General features: G+C 68.8%; 19 protein-coding genes. 7 read left to right on the forward strand and 12 right to left on the reverse strand.

Annotated elements, in window-relative coordinates; all coding sequences use genetic code 11:
- Positions 1-110: 110 nt before the first annotated feature.
- The 5 genes from C8P69_RS13925 to C8P69_RS13945 all read right to left on the reverse strand — a co-directional run bounded on the left by C8P69_RS13925 (position 111) and on the right by C8P69_RS13945 (position 6,551).
- The gene (locus tag C8P69_RS13925) at positions 111-1,433 is read right to left on the reverse strand and encodes an ABC transporter substrate-binding protein (RefSeq protein WP_108178019.1); all 1,323 of its coding nucleotides are present in this window, start codon (positions 1,431-1,433) and stop codon (positions 111-113) included.
- A gap of 99 nt (positions 1,434-1,532) precedes the next feature.
- The gene (locus C8P69_RS13930) at positions 1,533-2,612 is read right to left on the reverse strand and encodes a branched-chain amino acid ABC transporter permease (RefSeq protein ID WP_108178020.1); all 1,080 of its coding nucleotides are present in this window, start codon (positions 2,610-2,612) and stop codon (positions 1,533-1,535) included.
- Between the two features lie 9 nt (positions 2,613-2,621).
- Positions 2,622-3,566 (reverse strand): branched-chain amino acid ABC transporter permease, encoded by a 945-nt coding sequence (locus C8P69_RS13935; RefSeq protein ID WP_108178134.1) that lies wholly within the window; start codon positions 3,564-3,566, stop codon positions 2,622-2,624.
- 184 nt (positions 3,567-3,750) lie between these two features.
- Positions 3,751-4,551, reverse strand: coding sequence for an ABC transporter ATP-binding protein (locus tag C8P69_RS13940; protein ID WP_108178021.1), 801 nt, complete (start codon positions 4,549-4,551; stop codon positions 3,751-3,753).
- Positions 4,548-6,551 carry an AMP-binding protein gene (locus C8P69_RS13945; RefSeq protein ID WP_108178022.1) on the reverse strand — a complete coding sequence of 668 codons (2,004 nt, stop codon included), beginning with the start codon at positions 6,549-6,551 and terminating at the stop codon, positions 4,548-4,550. The genes C8P69_RS13940 and C8P69_RS13945 overlap by 4 nt, the downstream gene beginning before the upstream one ends.
- 248 nt (positions 6,552-6,799) lie before the next feature.
- Between C8P69_RS13945 and C8P69_RS13950 the strand changes: the two genes are divergently transcribed.
- The 3 genes from C8P69_RS13950 (at position 6,800) to C8P69_RS13960 (ending at position 8,764) form a co-directional block, all read left to right on the forward strand.
- Entirely contained in the window at positions 6,800-7,681 is an 882-nt protein-coding gene (locus tag C8P69_RS13950) for an AraC family transcriptional regulator (protein ID WP_108178023.1), read from the forward strand.
- 61 nt (positions 7,682-7,742) lie between these two features.
- Positions 7,743-8,465: an AzlC family ABC transporter permease gene (locus C8P69_RS13955; RefSeq protein WP_108178024.1), complete on the forward strand. Its 723-nt coding sequence runs from the start codon at positions 7,743-7,745 to the stop codon at positions 8,463-8,465.
- Positions 8,462-8,764 carry an AzlD family protein gene (locus tag C8P69_RS13960; RefSeq protein WP_108178025.1) on the forward strand — a complete coding sequence of 101 codons (303 nt, stop codon included), beginning with the start codon at positions 8,462-8,464 and terminating at the stop codon, positions 8,762-8,764. The genes C8P69_RS13955 and C8P69_RS13960 overlap by 4 nt, the downstream gene beginning before the upstream one ends.
- Here the strand turns inward: C8P69_RS13960 and C8P69_RS13965 are convergent.
- From C8P69_RS13965 to C8P69_RS13975, 3 genes are all read right to left on the reverse strand, one after another.
- The gene (locus tag C8P69_RS13965) at positions 8,730-9,353 is read right to left on the reverse strand and encodes an alpha/beta hydrolase family protein (RefSeq protein ID WP_108178026.1); all 624 of its coding nucleotides are present in this window, start codon (positions 9,351-9,353) and stop codon (positions 8,730-8,732) included. The two genes, C8P69_RS13960 and C8P69_RS13965, sit on opposite strands and share 35 nt — an antisense overlap.
- Before the next feature lie 61 nt (positions 9,354-9,414).
- Positions 9,415-10,293, reverse strand: coding sequence for a DMT family transporter (locus C8P69_RS13970; protein ID WP_146167342.1), 879 nt, complete (start codon positions 10,291-10,293; stop codon positions 9,415-9,417).
- The gene (locus C8P69_RS13975; RefSeq protein ID WP_108178028.1) at positions 10,290-11,273 is read right to left on the reverse strand and encodes a KpsF/GutQ family sugar-phosphate isomerase; all 984 of its coding nucleotides are present in this window, start codon (positions 11,271-11,273) and stop codon (positions 10,290-10,292) included. Before C8P69_RS13975 ends, C8P69_RS13970 begins: the two co-directional genes overlap by 4 nt.
- 176 nt (positions 11,274-11,449) lie before the next feature.
- On the opposite strand from C8P69_RS13975, the gene C8P69_RS13980 reads away from it, so the two are divergent.
- Positions 11,450-13,357, forward strand: coding sequence for an outer membrane beta-barrel protein (locus tag C8P69_RS13980; protein WP_146167343.1), 1,908 nt, complete (start codon positions 11,450-11,452; stop codon positions 13,355-13,357).
- 9 nt (positions 13,358-13,366) lie between these two features.
- Here C8P69_RS13980 and C8P69_RS13985 read toward each other — a convergent pair whose 3' ends face one another.
- The 4 genes from C8P69_RS13985 to mdoH form a co-directional block, all read right to left on the reverse strand.
- On the reverse strand, positions 13,367-14,251 hold the full coding sequence (locus tag C8P69_RS13985) for a UTP--glucose-1-phosphate uridylyltransferase (protein ID WP_108178030.1): 885 nt from the start codon (positions 14,249-14,251) through the stop codon (positions 13,367-13,369).
- A 113-nt stretch (positions 14,252-14,364) separates the two neighbouring features.
- Positions 14,365-15,327, reverse strand: a complete 963-nt coding sequence (locus tag C8P69_RS13990) for a hypothetical protein (protein WP_108178031.1) — start codon at positions 15,325-15,327, stop codon at positions 14,365-14,367.
- Between the two features lie 4 nt (positions 15,328-15,331).
- Positions 15,332-16,093 (reverse strand): FkbM family methyltransferase, encoded by a 762-nt coding sequence (locus C8P69_RS13995; protein ID WP_245902034.1) that lies wholly within the window; start codon positions 16,091-16,093, stop codon positions 15,332-15,334.
- Positions 16,090-17,886, reverse strand: a complete 1,797-nt coding sequence (gene mdoH, locus C8P69_RS14000) for a glucans biosynthesis glucosyltransferase MdoH (protein WP_108178032.1) — start codon at positions 17,884-17,886, stop codon at positions 16,090-16,092. The genes C8P69_RS13995 and mdoH overlap by 4 nt, the downstream gene beginning before the upstream one ends.
- Before the next feature lie 49 nt (positions 17,887-17,935).
- Here mdoH and C8P69_RS14005 point away from each other — a divergent pair, with 49 nt between their 5' ends.
- From C8P69_RS14005 to C8P69_RS14015, 3 genes are read left to right on the forward strand one after another with little or no spacing between them, the layout of a single operon-like run.
- Complete coding sequence (locus C8P69_RS14005; protein ID WP_108178033.1) at positions 17,936-18,916, forward strand: zinc-dependent alcohol dehydrogenase; 981 nt, start codon at positions 17,936-17,938, stop codon at positions 18,914-18,916.
- A 52-nt stretch (positions 18,917-18,968) separates the two neighbouring features.
- A complete protein-coding gene (locus C8P69_RS14010; RefSeq protein WP_245902035.1) occupies positions 18,969-19,373 on the forward strand; it encodes a bleomycin resistance protein in 405 nt (134 codons plus the stop codon).
- A gap of 14 nt (positions 19,374-19,387) precedes the next feature.
- On the forward strand, positions 19,388-19,798 hold the full coding sequence (locus tag C8P69_RS14015) for a 6-pyruvoyl trahydropterin synthase family protein (protein WP_108178035.1): 411 nt from the start codon (positions 19,388-19,390) through the stop codon (positions 19,796-19,798).
- Positions 19,799-19,809: the final 11 nt, after the last annotated feature.

Raw genomic sequence — 19,809 nt, forward strand, 5'->3', positions numbered from 1 at the left:
ATCCACGAATTTTCGAATGGCGGTGTTCTAGTCGTGGCTGCCCGGGACAAGCCCGGGCATGACGCTGTGGAGAGGGGGAGCCGCCACCGGCGGCTCCCCATGTCAGGCGGTCAGGACCGCTGGTCGCAGGCCTCGGTGCGGCGCGGCCAGCCCTGGTTGGAGGTGGTGTAGGCGCGGGCGCCCTCCTCCAGCAGCGGACGGATGCGGTTGCGCTCCGGCTGGATCCAGTCGGTGGCGCGGCCCCACTTGGTGCCGTCCCACTGGATCATGAAGCCGGCGAAGTGGCCGGAGTGATCCTGGCAGGTCAGGCGCACCGGCGCGGCGAACTCGGGCGCGCCGAGCTCGGCCCAACGGGCCGCCGAGATGTCGAGGCTCTCGAGGCCCCGGCGCATGTCCTCGCCGGTGATCGACTTGCGGCCCGACAGGCGCTGGGCGTTGCGCATGGCCTCGGCAATCAGGATGCCCTGGTAGACGCCGCGATTGTAGAGGTTCTCGCCGACCTTATCGCGCGGCGACTGCGACTGCCCGCGGTCCACCACGTGCTTGATGATGTCCTGGATGACCGGGAAGTTGGTGCCGACCTGGTGCCAGGAGATCGAGAGGTAGCCGCGGCCATCGGCGCCCGCCGGACGAGCGTCGTCGTCGCCGCCGGCCCACCAGATGCCGAGCAGCTTGTCGCGCGGGAAACCGGCGCGGCCGGCCTCGCGGACGGCGGTCGGGTTCATGGCGCCCCAGCCCTGCAGCAGGATCCAGTCGGTGCGGTCGCGGCGGATGCCGAGCCAGGTCGAGGACTGGTTCTGCATCTCGGTCGGATTCACCGGATAGAGCTTCAGGTTGAAGCCATGCTCCTTGGCGAGGGCCTCAAGCACCGGGATCGGCTCCTTGCCGAAGGGCGCGTCGAGATGGACGAGGCCGATGGTCTTGCCGCGCAGCTTGTCGAAGCCGCCCTCGCGCTGGGCGATGTACTGGATCCAGATCGAGGCGCCGTCCCAGTAGGTCATCGGCGGGTTGAAGACCCACGGGAAGGTCTCGCCGACCGCGGCCGGCGACAGGCCGTAGGCCATGGCGAAGATCGGGATCTTGTCGATATGGGCGCGCGGGATGGTCGCGAGCGCCGCACCCGTCGACCAGGGCGCATAGAGCACCGAGCCGCGGGCCTTGGCCTGCTCCCAGCACTCGACGGAGCGGCGGGTGTCGTACTGCGTCTCGCACTCTTCCAGCACGATGCGGGCGCCGTTGATGCCGCCGTCGCGGGCGTTGAGCATCATCAGGTAGTCGCGGGTGCCGTCGGCGATCGGAATGCCGGAGCCGGAGAAGGGCCCGGTCCGGTAGGTGTTGCTGACGAAGATGATCTGGTCCTGCTGGGCCGCGGCAGGGCCGGCCATCAGGGCCGCGCCGGCAGCGAGAGCCAGGGCGTATCGGGCAAGTTTCATCATGTCCTCCCTTTGGATCATGTTGGCCCTGGGGCGTGAGCCGGGGCGGTGGTTGCACTGCCGGGCGTTGGTCGCCCGGTCATGGCTGTTGGGGTCGGCTCAGTAGGGATAGGGCCAGACCCGGAGTTTCTGCTTCGCGATCTGCCACAGCCGCGCGAGGCCATGCGGCTCGACGATGAGCAGGAAGATGGTGAGCGCGCCGATGATCATCAGCACGACCTTCTCGGCCACCGCGCCGGTGATCGGGATGCCGATGGTCGGCAGGCCGAACTTCAGCACCGTCGGCAGGCCTACGATGAAGGCCGCGCCGAAGAACGAGCCGATGATCGAGCCGAGCCCGCCGATGATGACGGCGAAGAGGATGAGGAAGGAGAGGCGGATGGAGAACTCCGTGCCGGCCTCCGCACCGCCGAGATAGATGAAGACGAAGAGCGCGCCGGAGACGCCGCAATAGAAGGACGAGACGGCGAAGGCGAGGAGCTTGGTCGGCAGCAGGCGGATGCCCATCAGCTCGGCGGCGATGTCCATGTCGCGCACGGCCATCCAGGAGCGGCCGATGCGGCCATGGACGAGGTTGGAGGCGAACCAGGCGAGGATGACGACGAAGGTCAACGCCACCAGGTACTTCACCTCGACCTCCGCGGTCGGCCCGGTGATCGGGATGCCGAAGAGCGTCCTGAGCGGCACCTCGATCGCGCCCGAGGCGTTGTAGTTGTAGAGCCAGGGGATGCGGACGAAGCACCATTGCAGGAAGAACTGCGCGGCGAGCGTGGCAACCGCGAGATAAAGACCCTTGATGCGCAGCGAGGGCAGGCCGAAGACGACGCCGATGGCGGCCGAGAAGAAGCCGGAACACAGGATCCAGACGAGGATGTTCACCTCGGGAAACAGGGTCGTCAGCTTGTAGCAGGCATAGGCGCCGACCCCCATGAACCCCGCCGAGCCCAGCGAGATGAGGCCGGTATAGCCGGTGAGGATGTTGAGACCGATCACCGCCGGCACCAGGGCCATGAGCGGCAGCATGACGGTGGAGATGGCGAAATCGCCGGCGAGCAGAGGCACGCCGAGATAGGCGATGAGGAGGATCACGGCGATGCCGACCCGGTCCTGGCGGAGCGGGAAGATCGCCATGTCGGCGGCGTAGGACGTCTTGTACTGGCCGGCGTCGCGGTAAAACATGACCGCCTCTCAGATGCGTTCGATGATCTTCTCGCCGAACAGGCCCTGCGGCCTGAACAGCAGGAAGACGAGGGCGATGATGTAGGCGAGCCAGGTCTCGATGCCGCCGCCCATGAGCGGGCCCCAGTAGAACTCGCCAAGCTTCTCGCCGATGCCAATGATCAGGCCGCCGACGATGGCGCCCGGGATCGAGGTGAAGCCGCCGAGGACGAGGACGGGCAGCGCCTTCAGCGCAATGACCTCCAGCGCGAAGGAAACCTCCGAACGCGCGCCCCACATGATGCCGGTGACGAGGGCGACGATGCCGGCCGTGAACCAGACGATGATCCAGATCTGGTTGAGCGAGATGCCGACCGAGAGGGCCGCCTTGTGGCTGTCGGCCACCGCGCGCAGCGCCCGGCCGATGCGGGTCTTCTGGAAGAAGATGCCGAGCGAGACGATGAGGATGGTCGCGATGATGGCGGCGGCCACGTCGAGATGCTGCACGTTGATGCGCCCGCCCGGCACGTCGATGGAGGAGGAGCCGGTGGGAAGCCCCAGGGCTGACGTGATCATCACCTTCGGATTACCGCCGAAGGCGAGCTCGCCGAAGCCGGTGAGGAAGAAGGACAGGCCGACGGTCGCCATCAGCATGATGATGTCGGGCTGGTTGACGAGCGGGCGCAGCACGATCCGCTCCACCGCGATGGCGAGCAGGAGCATGATGCCGAGCGCGCCGATCAGCGCCACCATCGCCGCGGCATAGCCGGCGGGGATGCCGAGGCGGCCGACAAGGATCTCGTAGAAGCCGATGAGGGACAGGGCGGCGAAGACCACCATGATCCCCTGCGCGAAGTTGAACACGCCCGAGGCCTTGAAGATCAGCACGAAGCCGAGCGCGATCAGCGCATAGAGCACGCCGGCGACGAAGCCCTCCCACAGCGTCTGGATGAGGAGGTCGGGCAGCGACCACATGGTCACGAAGGGATCGACGAGGATCTTGTAGGTCCAGTCGCTGGGACCGATGGCCCCGGACCGCGTCAGCAGCGTCAGCACGACGACGAGGAGAACTGGTCCGGCGATCCAGGCGATGCGGCGGATCTGCTGGGGCGAGAGGGCCGGCTTGGCCGTGAGGGTGGCGTCGGTCATCGATCGGTCCTCAATGCGGCACGCCGAGATAGGCGTCGATGACGGCCTGGTCGCGCTTCACCTCGTCCGGCGTGCCGTCGGCGATCTTGCGGCCATATTCGAGCACGACCACGCGGTCGGAGAGGTCCATCACCACGCCCATGTCATGCTCGATCAGCGCGATCGTCGTGCCGTACTGGTTCGACACGTCGAGGATGAAGCGGCACATGTCCTCCTTCTCCTCGAGGTTCATGCCGGCCATGGGCTCGTCGAGCAGCAGGACCTCCGGCTGCATGGCGAGCGCGCGGCCAAGCTCGACGCGCTTCTGCAGGCCGTAGGGGAGTTTGCCGACCGGCACCTTGCGGATGTGCTGGATCTCGAGGAAGTCGATGATCTCCTCGACGAAGTGGCGGTGCTCGATCTCCTCGGCCATGGCCGGCCCATGGCGCAGCACCTGCCAGAAGAAGCCCTTGCTCATCTTCAGCGTGCGGCCGGCCATGATGTTGTCGAGCGTCGACATACCCTTGAACAACGCGACGTTCTGGAAGGTGCGGGCGATGCCGCCGGCCGCCGCCTCGTAGGGGCGCATCTTCGGGCGCGTCTTGCCCCTGAAGGTGATGCGGCCCTCGGTCGGGTGGTAGAAGCCGTTGATGCAGTTGAGCATCGAGGTCTTGCCGGCGCCGTTCGGGCCGATGATGGCGCGCACCTCGCCCTTCTTGATGTCGAAGGACACGTCGGTCAGCGCCTTCACGCCGCCAAAGGCCAGCGAGACGTTCTCGACCGCGAGGATCACCTCGCCGGCAGCAATGTCGGTGGGGGACGGCGCCCTCATTCCGCGGCCTCCCGGAAAGCGGTGCCGGTGGCCTCGTGCACCGGCATGTCGATGATCTCCACGTCGCCCTCGATGACGCCCTTGCGGCCGTCCTCGAAGGTGACCTCGGTGCGGATGCGCCCGCGCGGCGAGCCGTCGAACAGCGCCTCGACCAGCGGCAGGTAGCGGTCGGCGATGAAGCCGCGGCGCACCTTCTGGGTGCGCGTGAGCTCGCCGTCATCGGCGTCGAGCTCCTTGTGCAGCACGAGGAACCGGCGGATCTGCGAGCCCGCCATCATCGGCTCGCTCGCGAGCGACCGGTTCACCTCGTCCACATGGGCGGTTATCATCGTCAGCACCTCGCGGTGGCCGGCGAGCTCCTGGTAGGAGCCGTAGGACACGTTGTTCCGCTCGGCCCAGGACCCGACCGCCGTCAGGTCGATGTTGAGGAAGCAGGTGACGAAGTCACGGTCCTGCCCGAAGGCCACCGCTTCCTTGATGTTCGGATAGAATTTCAGCTTGTTCTCGAGATATTTCGGCGCGAAGAGCGCGCCCGAGCGCAGCTTTCCGACATCCTTGGCGCGGTCGATAATCTTGAGGTGCCCGGTCTTCGGGTCGAAGAAGCCGGCATCGCCCGAGCGCACCCAGCCGTCCGGCGTCTTGGTCTCGGCGGTCTTTTCCGGGTCCTTGTAATAGCCAACGAAGACGCCCGGCGAGCGGTAGAGCACCTCGCCGTTGTCGGCGATCTTCACCTCGACGTCGATGTTGGGCTTGCCGACCGTGTCGGCATAGATCTCGCCGTCCGGCTGCGCCGTGATGTAGACGCTGGCTTCCGTCTGGCCGTAGAGCTGCTTCAGGTTGATGCCGAGCGAGCGGAAGAAGCGGAAGATTTCCGGCCCGATCGCCTCGCCCGCCGTGTAGCCGACGCGGATGTTGGTGAAGCCGAAGCGGTTCTTCAGCGGGCCATAGACCAGCACCTCGCCGAGGGCATATTGCAGCCGCGCCGACAGCGGCACCGGCTCCTTGTTGAGGATCTTCTCGCCCCACTGCCGCGCCACGCCGAGGAAGTGGTGGAACATCTTCTTCTTCAGCGGCCCGGCATCCTCCATCCGCACCATGGTCTGGGTGAGGAGGTTCTCGTAGACCCGCGGCGGCGCGAAGGCATAGGACATGCCGATCTCGCGGCGGTCCTCGACGATGGTCTCGGCGCTTTCCGGGCAGTTGACGCAGAAGCCGAGGACATAGGACTGGGCGTAGGAGAAGATGTTGTCGCCGACCCAGGCCAAGGGCAGGTAGGCGATCGTCTCCTCGGTCTCGCGCAGGTGGTCGAACAGGCCACCATTGCGGGCCGAGATGATGACATTGTCGTTCGACAGCATCACGCCCTTCGGCCGGCCGGTGGTCCCGGACGTGTAGAGGATGATGGCGAGGTCCGCGCCCTTGCCCGTGGCGATGGCGGCCTCCAGCGCGGCGGCCTTGGTTGCATCCTCGCCGGCCTTGCGGCCCTTCGCCTGCACCTCCTCGAAGGCGTGGAGGCGGGAATGGTCGTAGTCCCGAAGGCCCCGCGGCTCATCGTAGATGAGATGGGTCAGGTGCGGCAGGCGGTCCGAGACAGAGAGGATCTTGTCGACCTGCTCCTGGTCCTCGACCACCGCCATACTGGCCCCGGCATGTTCGAGCACATAGGCCATCTCGTCGGCGACGGAGTCCGAATAGACCGGCACGGGGATGCCGCCCCAGGCCTGGATCGCCGCCATGGACCAGTAGAGCTTCGGGCGGTTGCGGCCGACGATGGCGACGCGGTCGCCGCGCTGCAGGCCAAGCTCGCCGAGGCCGAGGGCGAAGGCGCGCACCTCGTCCGCCACCTCGCGCCAGGTCCAGGTGCGCCAGATGCCAAGGTCCTTGTGGCGCATGGCCGGACGGTCGGCGAAACGCGTCGCGTTGAGCGCCAGAAATTTCGGAAACGTGTCCTGCGCGGCGGATGCGCCGCGCGGCTCGGCGTGGGTGTCCACGGCCGGCATCCTCCCTGGTCCTGCGCGGGCCGTTGGCCCGTTCCCTCGTCGCCCCTCGTGTCGGGGGCTTGTGCCCCAGGCTGGTAAGTCCGGCCTCGGGAGGGCGGAGTGTTCATGGACGCAGGCGCGAAATCAAGGGGACCAAAGGCTAAAGTGGCTTAGGCCGGACGGCAGATGGCGGGTTTCCGGCGCAAAACACACGCCACCAGGCCGATTTTCTTCAAGAGCCGCAGCGCCGGCATGATAAGACGTCGCGCATGCGCGGTGACACCGACCCATGTGACGGGATGAGCCTCGGGCCGCTGTCGGCCGGCGAGACGGCGCGTTTCTTCGCGGCCCATCGACTCGACGGGATCGACTGCCTCAGCGCCACATTCCGCACCCATGTCTACCCGCCGCACATGCACGAGACCTACGTCATCGGCACCATCGAGAGTGGCCGCGAGAAGGTCTCCGCTCTCGGCATGAAGGGCCACGCCGTCCCCGGCGACCTCGTCTTCGTCATGCCGCAGGACGTCCATGACGGCGCGCCTGCCGATGGCGGCTATTCCTATCGCATGACCTATCCCGGCGAGGCGTTCCTGCGCGATCTCGCCGAGGCCGTCAGCCGCCGGCCGGCGGCCGCAGCGCCCTTCTTTCGCGATCCCGTGGTCCACGATCCCGAGGGAGCCCGCCTCTTCTCCGCCGCCCATCACGCGCTCGAAGCGGGCCGCGACGGCTTGGCCGGCGAGGAACTGCTGCTGCGCGCCTATGCCCGCACCCTCGTGCTCCATGCGGGGGTGCGCCCAGCCACCGAGGGGGATGAGGCGGGGCCGGTACGCCGCGTCCGCGACCTCATCGAGGCGCGCCACCAGGAGGACCTCTGCCTCGCCGATCTCGCCGCCGAGGCGGGCTGGTCGCGCCACCATCTCATCCGCGCCTTCCGCCGCGAGGTCGGCCTGACGCCCCATGCCTATCTGGTCGACGTGCGCGTGCGCCGCGCCCAGGAGCGCCTGCGCGCCGGCATCCCGCTCGCCACCGTGGCTGCCGAGACGGGCTTTGCCGACCAGGCCCACCTGACGCGGGCCTTCAAGGCGCGGATCGGCGTGCCGCCCGGCGCCTATCGCCGCGCGGTGGCGGAGAATCGCGCCGCCGCCTGAGGCACAGGATAGGGTCCATTTCGTTCAAGAGAGCGACCGACGCCTCTGGCAATGAAGACCCATGACTGACGCATCCCCCGATTCCGCCGCGAGCGCCTTTTCCGAATGGCGCGACGGCATCGCCGAGCTCGCCCCCGCCATGATCGCGGCCATGCCGCTGGCCCTGCTCTACGGGGCCATCGCCGCCGGCAAGGGGCTGTCGCCCTTCGCCGTGGCGCTCTCCTCCGGGCTGGTCTTCGCAGGCGGCGCGCAGCTCGCTGCCATCGAGATGTGGACGAGCCCCGTGCCGGTCGCCGGGATCATCCTCTCCACCGTGCTGATCAATGCCCGCTACGTGCTGATGGCCGCCTCGCTTGCGCCGAAGGTCGGGCATATGCCGATCTGGGCGCGCCTCCTCGGCTTCCACGTCCTTGCCGACGAGAACTGGGCGCTGGCCGAGCGCCGGGCCGCGGCGCGGCGGCTGACGCTGGCCTATTTCCTGGGGGCCGGCGCGGTGTTCTGGGTCAACTGGGTGTTCTTCTCCTGGCTCGGCGCCATTGTCGGCCCGCTCATCGGCGATCCCCGCCGCTTCGGCGCCGACTTCGCCTTCACCGCCATCTTCATCGGCCTCGTCGCCGGCTTCGTCACGACGCGCCGCCATGTCGCCGTGGTGGTCGCCAGCGCCGCGGCGGCGACCCTTGTCCATCAGATGCTCGGCTCGCCCTGGCACGTGCTGGCTGGCGCCTTCGCCGGCATGGCCATGGCGGTTTGGGTCTGGCGCCCCGAAGCGGAGGCCCTGGCATGAACATGGACACGACTACCCTCCTCGCCATTCTCGGCATGGCGATCGGCACCTATGCCTGCCGCCTGACCGGCCTGATGGTCGGTGCGCGGCTGGCGCTGACCGGCCGCGCCAAGGCGGCGCTCGACGCCATTCCTCCAGCCGTGCTCACCGCGGTCATCGCCCCGACACTCTTCGCCACCGGCTGGCCGGAGAGTGTCGCCGGCGCGATCACCATCCTCGCCGCCATGCGCCTGCCGCTGCTCGGCGTGATCCTCACCGGCGTCGTCAGCGTCGTGGTGCTGCGGGCGCTCGCCGGCTAGGCGCTGCGCCCTCGGCGACCGCCTCCGCCACCCAGCCGATGACACGGCGATGCAACGCGCCGATCTTGTCGATGTTCAGGTGGTTGATGCCGGAAGCATCCCGCAGGTCCTCGTTGGCGAAGCGGCCGGCGAAGGCCGGGCCGCGGTTCACCGGCACCGCCCAGCCATTGTTGGACTGGTAGAGGTTCACGACCCGCCGGGCTCCCCCCCGCAATTCCTGCCGCGAGGTCGGATCGAAGGTGACGACGAGGGCGAGCGGCGCCGCGCCAGCGGCGGCCACACGATTGGCGATGCGGATGGCGGCATCCGCCCCCAGCGAATGCCCGATGACAACGACGGTCTCCTCGGGCATGGCCTGCCGACGGCTGATGATCTCGGCGGTGAGGGCGTCGGCGCTGGCGACGCCGAGCACCGTTGCGCGGTGGCCCTCGCGGCGGAGGTGGCTGGCGAGCCGGTCCATGCCGAGGGAGAAGACATCGAAGAGCCCGCGCATGAGGTAGGTGCGGGCCGGTGCTGCCGCTGCGGCGGGGCCGTTGGCCGCAAGACCGGCAATGGCGGCAAGGAGGGCGCGGCGATGGATCGGCGTCATCGGGGGCTCCGGGGGCTCTGCCCCTCCGCCTTGCCGCGACGTGCCTGAACCGGCGCTGAATTCAGGCCCTGGGGCGGCCAAGCCCGGACGCAATGAGGATGCCCGACAGGGCGACAAGGCCGATGCCGGCAGCGGTGATGAGGTCCGGCCGCTCGCCGAAGAAGAGGATGCCGATGACCACGGCGAAGGCGGTCTTGGTGTAGTTGAACGGCCCGACCTGCGAGACCGGCGCCATGCGCAGCGCGGTGATGATCGCCGCCTGCCCCGCCGCCAGCAGCAGCCCTGCGAGCCCCAGCATGCCCGTCTGTTTCACGCCCATGGGGCCAAGCCCCTGGATCGTCGCCAGCGCCAGCGCGGCGGCCATGACGACACTGACGGTGGAGAAGGTGACGGTGGCCGAGGCGATGTGCGGCGGGATGAACTTCACGGTCACGTCGCGCAGCACGAAACAGATGGTCGTGCCTATGGCGAGGCCGATGGCCGGGTCGAAGCCGGCCGAGGCGGGCTTGGCGATCAGCACGATGCCGATGAAGCCGAGGATGACGAGCGCCCACTGCACCGGGCTCACCTTCTCGCCGAGGACCAGCACGGCGATGGGCAGCAGGAACAGCGGCATGGACTGCGAGACCGCCGTCACGTCGCCGATCGGCATCCGCCACAGCGCCTGGAAGAGAAAGAACACCGCCAGCCCCTCGGCCAGCGAGCGTCCGACGACCAGCGGGTGCCAGTAGCCGGCCAGCGTCAGGCGCGTGCCCGAGGCCATGAGGAAGGCCGCGACGCCGATGGTCGCGAAGATGCCGCGCACGCCCAGCGCCTGCGCCACCGAGAGGGCGCCCATATGCGCCTTCACCAGCGCGTCATTGGTGGCGAAGAGCAGCATGCCGAGCGTCATCAGCCCCATGCCGCGCCTGATGTCGCGCGGTTCGGCTGACGCGCTCACGCCACGCCCGCCCGCAGGAGGTCGTGCAGGTGCAGGATGCCGACGGGGCGGCCGCCCTCCACCGCAAAGAGCGCGGTGATCTTGGAGCGGTTCATGACATCGAGGATCTCGCTGGCGAGCTGGTCCGGGCGGGCCGTCTTGGGCCCGCGCGTCATCACCGTCTCGACGGGCAGCGCCAGAAGGTCGCCCTTCATGTGGCGCCGGAGGTCGCCGTCCGTGACGATGCCGGCGAGGAGCCCCGCCTGATCGACGATGCCGCAGCAGCCGAAGCCCTTGGCCGTCATCTCGATGAGCACCTCGCTCATGGCGGTGCCGATGGGCTTCAGCGGCAGGGCGGCGCCGCCATGCATGATGTCGCGCACCTGTGCCAGGACCGCGCCGAGCTTGCCGCCGGGATGGAAGGTCCGGAAATCGGCTGCGGTGAAGCCACGCTCCTCCAAGAGGGCGATGGCGAGCGCGTCGCCGATGGCGAGCTGCATCAGGGTCGAGGTCGTGGGCGCGAGGCCATTGGGGCAGGCCTCCTCCGCCCGCGGCAGGGCGAGGACCACATCCGCCGCCTTGCCGAGCGCCGATTCGGCATCCGAGGTGATGGCGACGAGGCCGACGGCGAAACGCCGCGAGAAGGCGACGAGGTCGCGCAGCTCCACCGTCTCGCCCGACCAGGACAGCGCCAGGATGGCATCATCGGCAGTCACCATGCCGAGATCGCCATGGCTTGCCTCGCCGGGATGGACGAAGAAGGCGGGCGTGCCGGTGGAGGCGAGGGTCGCGGCGATCTTGCGGCCGACATGGCCCGACTTGCCCATGCCGGTGACGATGACGCGGCCCTGAACCCGCTTCAGCAACGCCACAGCGGCGTCAAAGGGCTCGCCGAGCCCGTTCGACAGGGCGGCGTTGAGCGCGGCAAGGCCGGCGGCCTCGACGGTCAGCGTGCGAAGCGCCGAGGCAATGGCGGGAGAGGATGCGGAACGGTCTGCCATGGTCACGTCGGATGGACCGGCGCCGGCCGGCCTTGGGTCGCGCGAGGCGCGGATGAGCCGGTGCTTAGCATGGTGAGGCCGGGGAGGCGACCTCCGCCGGCGCAGGGGTCCGTCAACGCCCCGTTAACCACGGTTGTTTACCTCTGGTTGACGATCTTGCGGGGGATACGCGCGTCTTGGGTCGAACCGCCCGTCTCATCTGGGGTGCCAGCCTGATGGCGCTCGTCCTTGCCGGGGCGGGCGTGAGCGCGCATGCCCAGCGCCTGCGGACGGCCCCGCCCCCCGGCGGCAGCGACACGGCCGGAGAGACGGGCTGGCAGGGCCTTGCCCCGGTCGAGCCCCCGGATGCCGATTCGGGCCTGGCCCCGCGCACCGATGCAGAGGCCGCCGGCCTCAGGACCGATGCGCCGCCCCCCGCCCCCGGCGAATCCCGCACGGTGTCCGCGCAGCGCGAACGCGCCCGCGGCGATGCCCGTCGCGCCCCGTGGACATTGCGGCCGGCGCGCCCTTCTCCCCTTGCCGCCGAAGCGGGCGTTTCAGGTCCTGCGCCCGTGACGCGACCAGCGCCCCGTCCAACCTCGCGCCCCGCCCCCGTCGCCAATCCCCGCACCGGGCGGCTGCCACGCCGGCCGCCGGAGCCCCCCGCCAATGCGCGCAACCTCGGCCTGCGGACCTTGCCGGCTCCGACAACCGGCGCCAATTCGGGGAGCAGCCTCACACCATCGCGCCAGGATTCGCTCGCCCTGTCCTCCGGCACGCGCGGCGTCACCCCGCCGACGCAGCAGCGTCGCCCGGTCGACGTTCCCATCGTCACGAACCGGGTGCAGCAGCCCTCGGGCCGCGTGCTGCCCAACGCCAACCCGCTCGGCCGCAACGTCGTCGTCGACCCGCGCACCGGCGAGGTCATCTCCTTCGACCGGCGGCCGCCCGCCGAGACCGACGCCTTCGCGCCGACCGGCATCCGCGTCGGCTCTTTCATCGTCACGCCGACGGCGGATGCGACGCTGGGCTACGATTCCAACCCGCGGCGCCTCACGGCAGGCAGCCCCGGCTCGCTCTTCACCCAGTCCTATGGCGAGCTCCAGGCACGCTCCGACTGGTCCCGGCACGAGGTGACGGCGCGGCTGCGCGGCACCTACTCCGCCTATTTCTCCGACCCCGGCGTCAACCGGCCGGAGGTCAATGCCGTCGTCACCGGCCGCCTCGACGTGGCGCGCGACACGCGCGTCGAGACCGAGGGGCGCTACACGCTGAACACCAACTCGCCGGGCTCGTCGAACCTGCCCTCCTCGCCCACCGGCCTGCGCAACCTGCCGCTGATCCACCAGGTCGGTGGCAGCGCCGGCGTGGTGCAGGATATCGGGCGCGTGCAGGTGACGCTGCGCGGCACCTTCGACCGCTTCATCTACGACGACGCCATCACCAATGCCGGGACCGTGCTCAGCCAGAGCGGACGCGACTATAACGCCATCGGCGGGCGGCTGAGGACCTCCTACGAGCTGACGCCGGGCCTGCGTCCCTTCGTCGAGGCAGCGCTTGAGCAGCGGCGCTTTGACCAGCGCCTGTCGAGCGGCGGCACGCTGCAGGGCTCGTCCAGCGTGACGTTCCGCGTCGGCACGACCTTCGAGCTGACGCGGCTGCTGACCGGCGAAATCTCGGCCGGTTACCTGCGGCGCGACAATCTCGACCCGACCTTCGGCGACATTGCCGTGCCGGTCCTCGATGCCTCGCTGGTCTGGGCAATGACGGCGCTGACCACCGTCCGCTTCACCGCGCGCTCCACCATCGACGAGAGCTTCACCACGGGCGCCTCGGGCATCGAGAAGCGTGATGCGGCGGTGGAGCTGGAACATGCGTTCCGGCGCTGGCTGGTGGGCACGGCGCGGTTCGCCTATGGCCACGACACCTATCGCGGCACGAGCCGCGTCGACCAGCGCACGGTGGCCTCCCTCGGCCTCGTCTACCGGGCCTCGCGTGCCCTGCAGATCCGCGGCGAGATCCGCCGCGAGACCCTGCAGTCGAACACCGCCGACGCCAGCTATTCCGCCAACGTCTTCCTCCTCGGCCTGAGGCTCCAGCGCTAGCGCGCGGGATCAGACCTTGAGACGGGCGATCTCGGCCTTCAGCGGGCCGGACAGGTCGTCGCGGCGCAGCGCATAGGCGAGGTTGGCGGTGAGGAAGCCGAGCTTCGTGCCGGTATCGTGGATCTCGCCGTCGAAGGTGAAGCCGAAGAAGGGCTGGCGGTCCTTCAGCTTCAGCATGCCGTCGGTCAGCTGGATCTCGCCGCCCGCGCCGCGCTCCTGGGTCTCCAGGATCTTGAAGATCTCCGGCTGCAGGATGTAGCGGCCGGAAATGGCGACATTGGAGGGCGCGGTGCCCTTCGGCGGCTTTTCGACCATCGCGGCGATCTCATAGGCGCCGGCTGCGGCCGCCTTGCCCTTGCCGATGATGCCGTACTGGTGCGTCTCGCTGTCCGGCACCTCGTAGCCGGCGACGTAATTGCCGCCGGTGGCGTTGTAGGCCTCGATCATCGCGGCGATGCAGCCCTTCGAGCCAGACTTGGCGAGGTGCAGCATATCCGGCAGCAGCAGCGCGAAAGGCTCGTCGCCGACGATATCGCGGGCGCACCAGACGGCATGGCCAAGCCCGAGCGGCTCCTGCTGGCGGGTGAAGGAGGTGGCGCCGGCGGCCGGCAGATCGCGCTTCAGCTCCTCGAGTTGGGCGGTCTTGTTGCGCGCGGCCAGCGTCGTGTCGAGCTCGAAGGCCTTGTCGAAATGATCCTCGATCACCTGCTTGTTGCGGCCGGTGACGAAGACGAAATGCTCGATGCCCGCCTCGCGCGCCTCATCGACGACATGCTGGATCACCGGCCGGTCCACGACCGTCAGCATCTCCTTCGGAATGGCCTTGGTGGCGGGCAGGAAACGCGTGCCGAGACCGGCGACCGGAAACACGGCCTTGCGGATGCGACGATGCATGAAGTCGAACCTCGAGAGAGGATGGAGAAGGACTGGTAATGTAGTCCGACAAACCTGAACGTCCGGTGAGCGCCGGCGTTCCCATGGGCCGCGCTGACCGGAGAAACGCTACGTCAGCGCTCGATCCGCGGCTCGGAGGCCTTGGGCGGCTCGGCCCGGAAGGCGTTGAACACCATGTCGGGCGCCGAGGTATTGTGCCGCGACGCCGAGAGGCGCCCCGCCCAGAGGTCGGTGGCATTGGCCCGGCGGAAGCCCATGATCGGCTCCTCGCGCCAGCCCGGCGCATCCTTCTCGCGCACCGCGATCCGCGCCACGTCGGCATTGAACTCGGTGACATACATGGAGCGCAGCGCCGCGAAGGGTCCGCCGGTGATCGGCCGGGCGAAGGTGACGTCGAGGCCGAGCAGTTCCTGGTTCAGCGTCGACAGCTGCACCGTCGCGCTGTTGCCGTCCGGATAGGTCAGCGTGAAGGTCTTGGTGGCGGGATCGAAGGCGACGTCGCGCAGCTTCACGATCGGCCGGCCCTCCACCACGACAGGGCCGATGAGGAACGACGAGCCATAGGCCGTCCAGCGCAGGTTCGAGGGCGGCAGGGGCCGGGCGCGCCAGTAGCCATCGGTCGGGTAGAGGACGAGGACCTCCTCGGCGCGGTCACGGAACCGGTACCAGATCTGCAGCAGGTGGATGTCCTTCTCCACCCGGTCGCCGACCCGCACGGTCGTGTCGGCGCTGCGCCAGAAGCGCTGCTCGCGATAGCCGATCACCTGCCACTCCACCGTCTCGTAGAGGGTGATGCGCTGCGGCATGGGCTGGGCCAGCGCCTCCTCCTTCATCGGACAGGCGGTCCAGTCCGGCGCGAAGCGATCGACGGCGAGCGAGCCGATATAGGCGGGGTGCGCCGCCTCGATCCGGAACGAGCGCACCGCACCGCTGGCGAGGTTCAGCGTGACATTGTCCTTCTCGGCGCATAGCACCGGCTCGGAGGCATTGGTGATCTCCACCGGAAGCCCGTCGAGGCTCGCCGCGCGGGCGGCCGTGGCGAATGCAAGCGCTGCGGCGGCGAGGAGGAGACGCATGGGATCAACCCTTCACGAGAACCGCATAGACGTCGCCGGAATTGGCCTCGTGCGGCAAGTCGGCGATATGGGCGGCCATGGCCTGTCGGTCGATGGCAGAGCCGAACGTCATCTGCTGGCTCTCGCCGAGGGCGACGTCGAAACGATAGGGCCCGAGCGCGGCCAGCCGGTCGAGGCAGGCGAAGGCCACGTCGCGCTGGATCGTCGTGAACTCGAAGGACAGCGCCGGGATCGGCCGCGACAGCCCCGCCAGCACATCGGCTTCGAAGCCCTCGACATCGATCTTCACGAAGTCCGGCACGCCATGGTCGGCGATCAGCCCGTCGAGGGTGAGGCAGGGCACGGTGATCTCGCGGTCCCAGACCTGGCCTTCCCAGCCGCCGGCGCCCGCTGCCGAGGCGACGAAGGCGGCGGAGGCCGTCGTCACGGTGGGGTTGGCGGTATTGACCTTCAGCGTGATCTCGCCGGCTGAAGCGCCGCAGGCGGCCTGCCGGAGCGCGACCCCTGCGTCGCCCTCGAAGAGCCGCGCGATGACACCCGCAGGCCCCGGCTGGGGCTCCAGCGCCACCACCCGCGCGCCGAGGCGCCGGAAGCTCGCGACCCGGTCGCCGACATGGCTGCCGATGTCGAAGGCGAGGCCCCCCGGCCGCACGAAGCGGCCGTAGAGCGCGTCCATGGCAGCCCGCTTTTCGGGATCGCCGTGATAGGTGACGACGGAGCGGGCCACCGCCACCATCTCGGCAATGCGCTGGTCGAGGTCGCTCATGCTGCGCGCGCCTTGGCGATTTCGTCGGGCGTCTCGAACTCCTCGGGGATGCCGCAGAAGCGCGTCGAGACGAAGAGCCGGCCGAGGGCCGGCGAGGCGGTGAGCACCGCGAAGGGCACCGCGACGAGGAAGCCGGCGGTGAGCGGCAGCGACCAGAGCGCAGCCGCGGGCGAGGCCATCCAGAGAAGACCGAAGATCACCCAGCCGAAGGCCATCTGCGGCCAGAAGGCATCCCAGGCCTCGCGCCAGGACAGCGCCATGGCGTCGCGCTGCTGGCCGCCCCAGGTCACCGACTTGCCGAAGGCGAGGCCGATCATGAACACCGTGATCCGGAACGAGGTGAGCGCGCCGAGCAGGAAGGAGAAGACGAGCTCGGTGGCGGCAGCGCCGATGAAACGGGCGCGCCCGCCATAGCGTTCCGTACCGTCCTCGGTCATCAGGATATCGGCGAAGCCGGCGATCTTCGGCATCAGGTACATGGCGAAGAACAGCACATAGACGAAGGCGGCGAAGGTCGTCGGGAAGGCGGCGCTGCTGGCCCCATGCCAGGCAAGGAAGGGCGACAGCGTGATCATGAGCGTCCAGGCCGGGACGCCGACGAACATCAGGATGGCCCAGACCAGCTGGAAGCGGCTGATGGGTTTGAGACCCTGCTCATCCAGCAGCTTCACATACTGCATGTTGCCCTGGCACCAGCGCACGTCGCGGCGCGAGAATTCGAGGATGGTCGGCGGGTTCTCCTCCCAGGAGCCCTCCTCGACGGGCAGCACGCGCACCTCGTAGCCGGCGCGGCGCATGAAGGTCGCCTCCACCTGGTCATGGGAGAGGATGTGGCCGCCGAGCGGCGGCTCGCCCGCCAGCAGCGGCAGGTGGCACTGCTCCATGAAGGGCCGAATGCGCACGAGGGCATTGTGGCCCCAGAACGGGCCGCAATCGCCGACCCACCAGGCCTGGCCCATGGTGTAGGAGCGCATGCCCTGGCGCATGCCGAACTGGAAGATGCGGGCGAAGGCCGAGGAGGAGGGCATGCCGACGACGAGGCTCTGCAGGATGCCGAGCCGCGGATAGGCCTGCATCATCCGGACATGCTTCACGATGGTCGCGCCCGACATGAGGCTGTCGGCATCGAGCGGCAGCATCAGCTCGTAGCGGGCGCCCCAGCGGTCGAGGAAATCGCGGACATTGCCGGCCTTGAAGCCGGTGTTGACGGTGCGGCGGCGGTAGACGACGCGCCCCTCGCCGGCTTCCGCGGCAAAGGCGGCGGCGGCCACCGCCTCGCGTTCACCGATATCGTCGCGGTTGGTGTCCGAGAGGATGAAATAGTCGAACTGGCCGCCCTCGCCGGTGGCGTCGATGCTCGCCTTGACGATCTTCAGCCGCGCGATGGCCCGCTCGGGGTCCTCGTTGCGCAGGGTCATGAAGACGGCGGTGCGGATGCCGAGCGGCGTCGGCATGTCACCCGCCTTGGCGAAGGGGGCGACCTCCTCCATGGCATCCTTCTCGCCATGCAGGAGCCAAAGGCCGATCAGCGCGTTCCAGAAGCCGAGGACGGTCCAGGGGGTGGCGATGGCGAAGGCGAGCGCGAGCACGATGTCGACGATCGTCCAGCCCCCCGAACCGAGGATCGACCAGGCCGCCGCGTTCAGCACGAACCAGGTCGAGACATTGAGGCCGAGGACGATCAGCCGGCGCTGGCGCAATTCTGCCGTGGACTGGATGCCTGCCGGCGTCGTAGAGCCCTCGGGCGGCCGGGTCTCACCGGTCGCGGCCGGAAACGGCGAAAGATCGTTCATCGATGAGCCTCCGTCGCCCGGTCCGGGCGGCGATGCGGGAGAATGCGACATGGCGGCGACCGCCCGAGCCCTCTGGTACGCCTCGCGCCGGACCGTAGACCTGCGCGAGACAACGCTGGATGAACGCCGGCCGACCGATGCCGAGATCCGCATGCTCTATAGCGGTGTCAGCCGCGGCACGGAAAGGCTCGTCTTCAACGGACTCGTTGCCGCACCCGAGCGCGAGCGCATGCGCTGCCCGCTGCAGGAGGGCGAGTTCCCCTTCCCGGTGAAATACGGCTACTGCGCCGTGGGCGTGGTCGAGGCCGGACCCGAGACGCTGGTCGGCCGCACCGTCTTCACCCTTGGTCCCCACCAGACCCGTTTCCTCGCTCCCACGGACAAGGTCTCGGTCATCCCGGTGCCGGAGGGCGTGCCGGCCCGCCGCGCCATCCTCGCCGCCAATATGGAAACGGCGCTCAACGCCGTGTGGGATTCCGGCGCCGGCCCCGGTGATCGCATCGTGGTCGTGGGCGGCGGCGTCCTCGGCCTGCTGGTCACCGCCATCGTGTCGCAGATCCCCGGCACGGACGTCACGCTGGTCGATCCGGAGCCCTCGCGCCGCGACTTCGCCAAGCTGTTCGGCGTCAGGTTCTCCAAGCCCCTCGATGGCCCCGCCGATTGCGATGTTGCCTTCCACGCTTCGGCGACCTCCGGCGGCGTTGCCTGCGCCCTCGCCTGCTGCGGCGACGAGGCGACCGTCGTCGAACTCTCGTGGTTCGGCGACCAGGACCCTGCCGTACCGCTCGGCGCCGGCTTTCACTCCAAGCGCCTGAAGCTCGTCTCCTCGCAGGTCGGCATGGTCGCCACATCCAGGCGCGCCCGCTGGTCGTATGCGAGACGTCTCGCCAAGGCGCTCGAACTCCTCGCCGACGACCGCCTCGACCAGCTCATCACCGCCGAGGTCGCCTTCGACGACCTGCCCGCCGCCCTGCCCCGTATCCTCGAGCCCGGCGCGCATGGTCTCATGACTGCGGTGCGCTATGCCTGACGTTTCCGGGCCACCGAATGCTTTTGTGCCGTCCCTCGTACCAGAACTGGTCGTGAGGGATATCGACCGGAGCCTGTCCTTCTGGATTGAGGTCATGGGCTTCGGTATCCGCTACCAACGCCCAGAACACCGTTTCGCCTATCTGATGCGTGGCCACTCGCATGTCATGCTCGTCGAACAGCGCCCCCCGGATCATCCTCGGGGCGAGACCTGGACGGGTGGCCCGCTCGAGCGACCTTACGGCCGCGGGATCAACCTCCAGATCGAAGTGGACGACATGGGGCCGACCATAGCTGCCCTGGCGCAGCGAAACTGGCCGTTATTCCGTGAGCCGAGAGACGCTTGGTATCGTAGAGATGACATCGAAGTCGGGCAGCGGGAACTGATGTTCCAGGATCCCGATGGCTATCTCATTCGTTTCGGCCAGTTCCTCGGCCAACGTCCACGTGCCACCTGACTGTGGGAGACCCCATGTATTCCGTCGAAGTCCGCGACCGCATCATGATCGCCCATTCGCTGCCCGACCCGTTCTTCGGGCCGGCCCAGGGCAAGCACGGCGCGAGCTTCGTCATCGACGTCGCCTTCTTCCGCGAGACGCTCACCGCGCAGAACGTGGTCGTCGATATCGGCGCGGCGCTCGACGTGCTCGGCAAGACGCTGAAGCGCCTCGCCTACCAGGACCTCGACACGCTGCCGGAATTCGCCGGCAAGCTCACCACCACCGAGTTCCTCTGCAAATATGTCTTCGACCGCATGGCCGAGGCCGCGCGCTCGGGCGCGCTCGGCGCTGATGCCGGCGGCCTCGCCAAGATCCGCGTGACGCTGCACGAGCATGACCTCGCCCGCGCCACCTTCGAGGCGCCGCTGCCGCAAGCCGCCTGACGCGCGGCGGG

It is taken from the genome of Phreatobacter oligotrophus, assembly GCF_003046185.1.
GTDB lineage: Bacteria > Pseudomonadota > Alphaproteobacteria > Rhizobiales > Phreatobacteraceae > Phreatobacter > Phreatobacter oligotrophus.

Excerpts from the sequence above, each read along its gene's own strand:
- C8P69_RS13940 (WP_108178021.1), bottom strand. The coding sequence starts at position 4,551 with ATGAGGGCGCCGTCCCCCACCGACATTGCTGCCGGCGAGGTGATCCTC.
- C8P69_RS13975 (WP_108178028.1), bottom strand. The coding sequence starts at position 11,273 with ATGGCAGACCGTTCCGCATCCTCTCCCGCCATTGCCTCGGCGCTTCGC.
- C8P69_RS13990 (WP_108178031.1), bottom strand. The coding sequence starts at position 15,327 with ATGCGTCTCCTCCTCGCCGCCGCAGCGCTTGCATTCGCCACGGCCGCC.
- C8P69_RS13960 (WP_108178025.1), top strand. The coding sequence starts at position 8,462 with ATGAACATGGACACGACTACCCTCCTCGCCATTCTCGGCATGGCGATC.
- C8P69_RS13935 (WP_108178134.1), bottom strand. The coding sequence starts at position 3,566 with ATGTGGTCGCTGCCCGACCTCCTCATCCAGACGCTGTGGGAGGGCTTC.
- C8P69_RS13945 (WP_108178022.1), bottom strand. The coding sequence starts at position 6,551 with ATGCCGGCCGTGGACACCCACGCCGAGCCGCGCGGCGCATCCGCCGCG.
- mdoH (WP_108178032.1), bottom strand. The coding sequence starts at position 17,886 with ATGAACGATCTTTCGCCGTTTCCGGCCGCGACCGGTGAGACCCGGCCG.
- C8P69_RS14015 (WP_108178035.1), top strand. The coding sequence starts at position 19,388 with ATGTATTCCGTCGAAGTCCGCGACCGCATCATGATCGCCCATTCGCTG.
- C8P69_RS14005 (WP_108178033.1), top strand. The coding sequence starts at position 17,936 with ATGGCGGCGACCGCCCGAGCCCTCTGGTACGCCTCGCGCCGGACCGTA.
- C8P69_RS13955 (WP_108178024.1), top strand. The coding sequence starts at position 7,743 with ATGACTGACGCATCCCCCGATTCCGCCGCGAGCGCCTTTTCCGAATGG.
- C8P69_RS13965 (WP_108178026.1), bottom strand. The coding sequence starts at position 9,353 with ATGACGCCGATCCATCGCCGCGCCCTCCTTGCCGCCATTGCCGGTCTT.
- C8P69_RS13995 (WP_245902034.1), bottom strand. The coding sequence starts at position 16,093 with ATGAGCGACCTCGACCAGCGCATTGCCGAGATGGTGGCGGTGGCCCGC.
- C8P69_RS13985 (WP_108178030.1), bottom strand. The coding sequence starts at position 14,251 with ATGCATCGTCGCATCCGCAAGGCCGTGTTTCCGGTCGCCGGTCTCGGC.
- C8P69_RS13930 (WP_108178020.1), bottom strand. The coding sequence starts at position 2,612 with ATGTTTTACCGCGACGCCGGCCAGTACAAGACGTCCTACGCCGCCGAC.
- C8P69_RS13925 (WP_108178019.1), bottom strand. The coding sequence starts at position 1,433 with ATGAAACTTGCCCGATACGCCCTGGCTCTCGCTGCCGGCGCGGCCCTG.
- C8P69_RS13950 (WP_108178023.1), top strand. The coding sequence starts at position 6,800 with ATGCGCGGTGACACCGACCCATGTGACGGGATGAGCCTCGGGCCGCTG.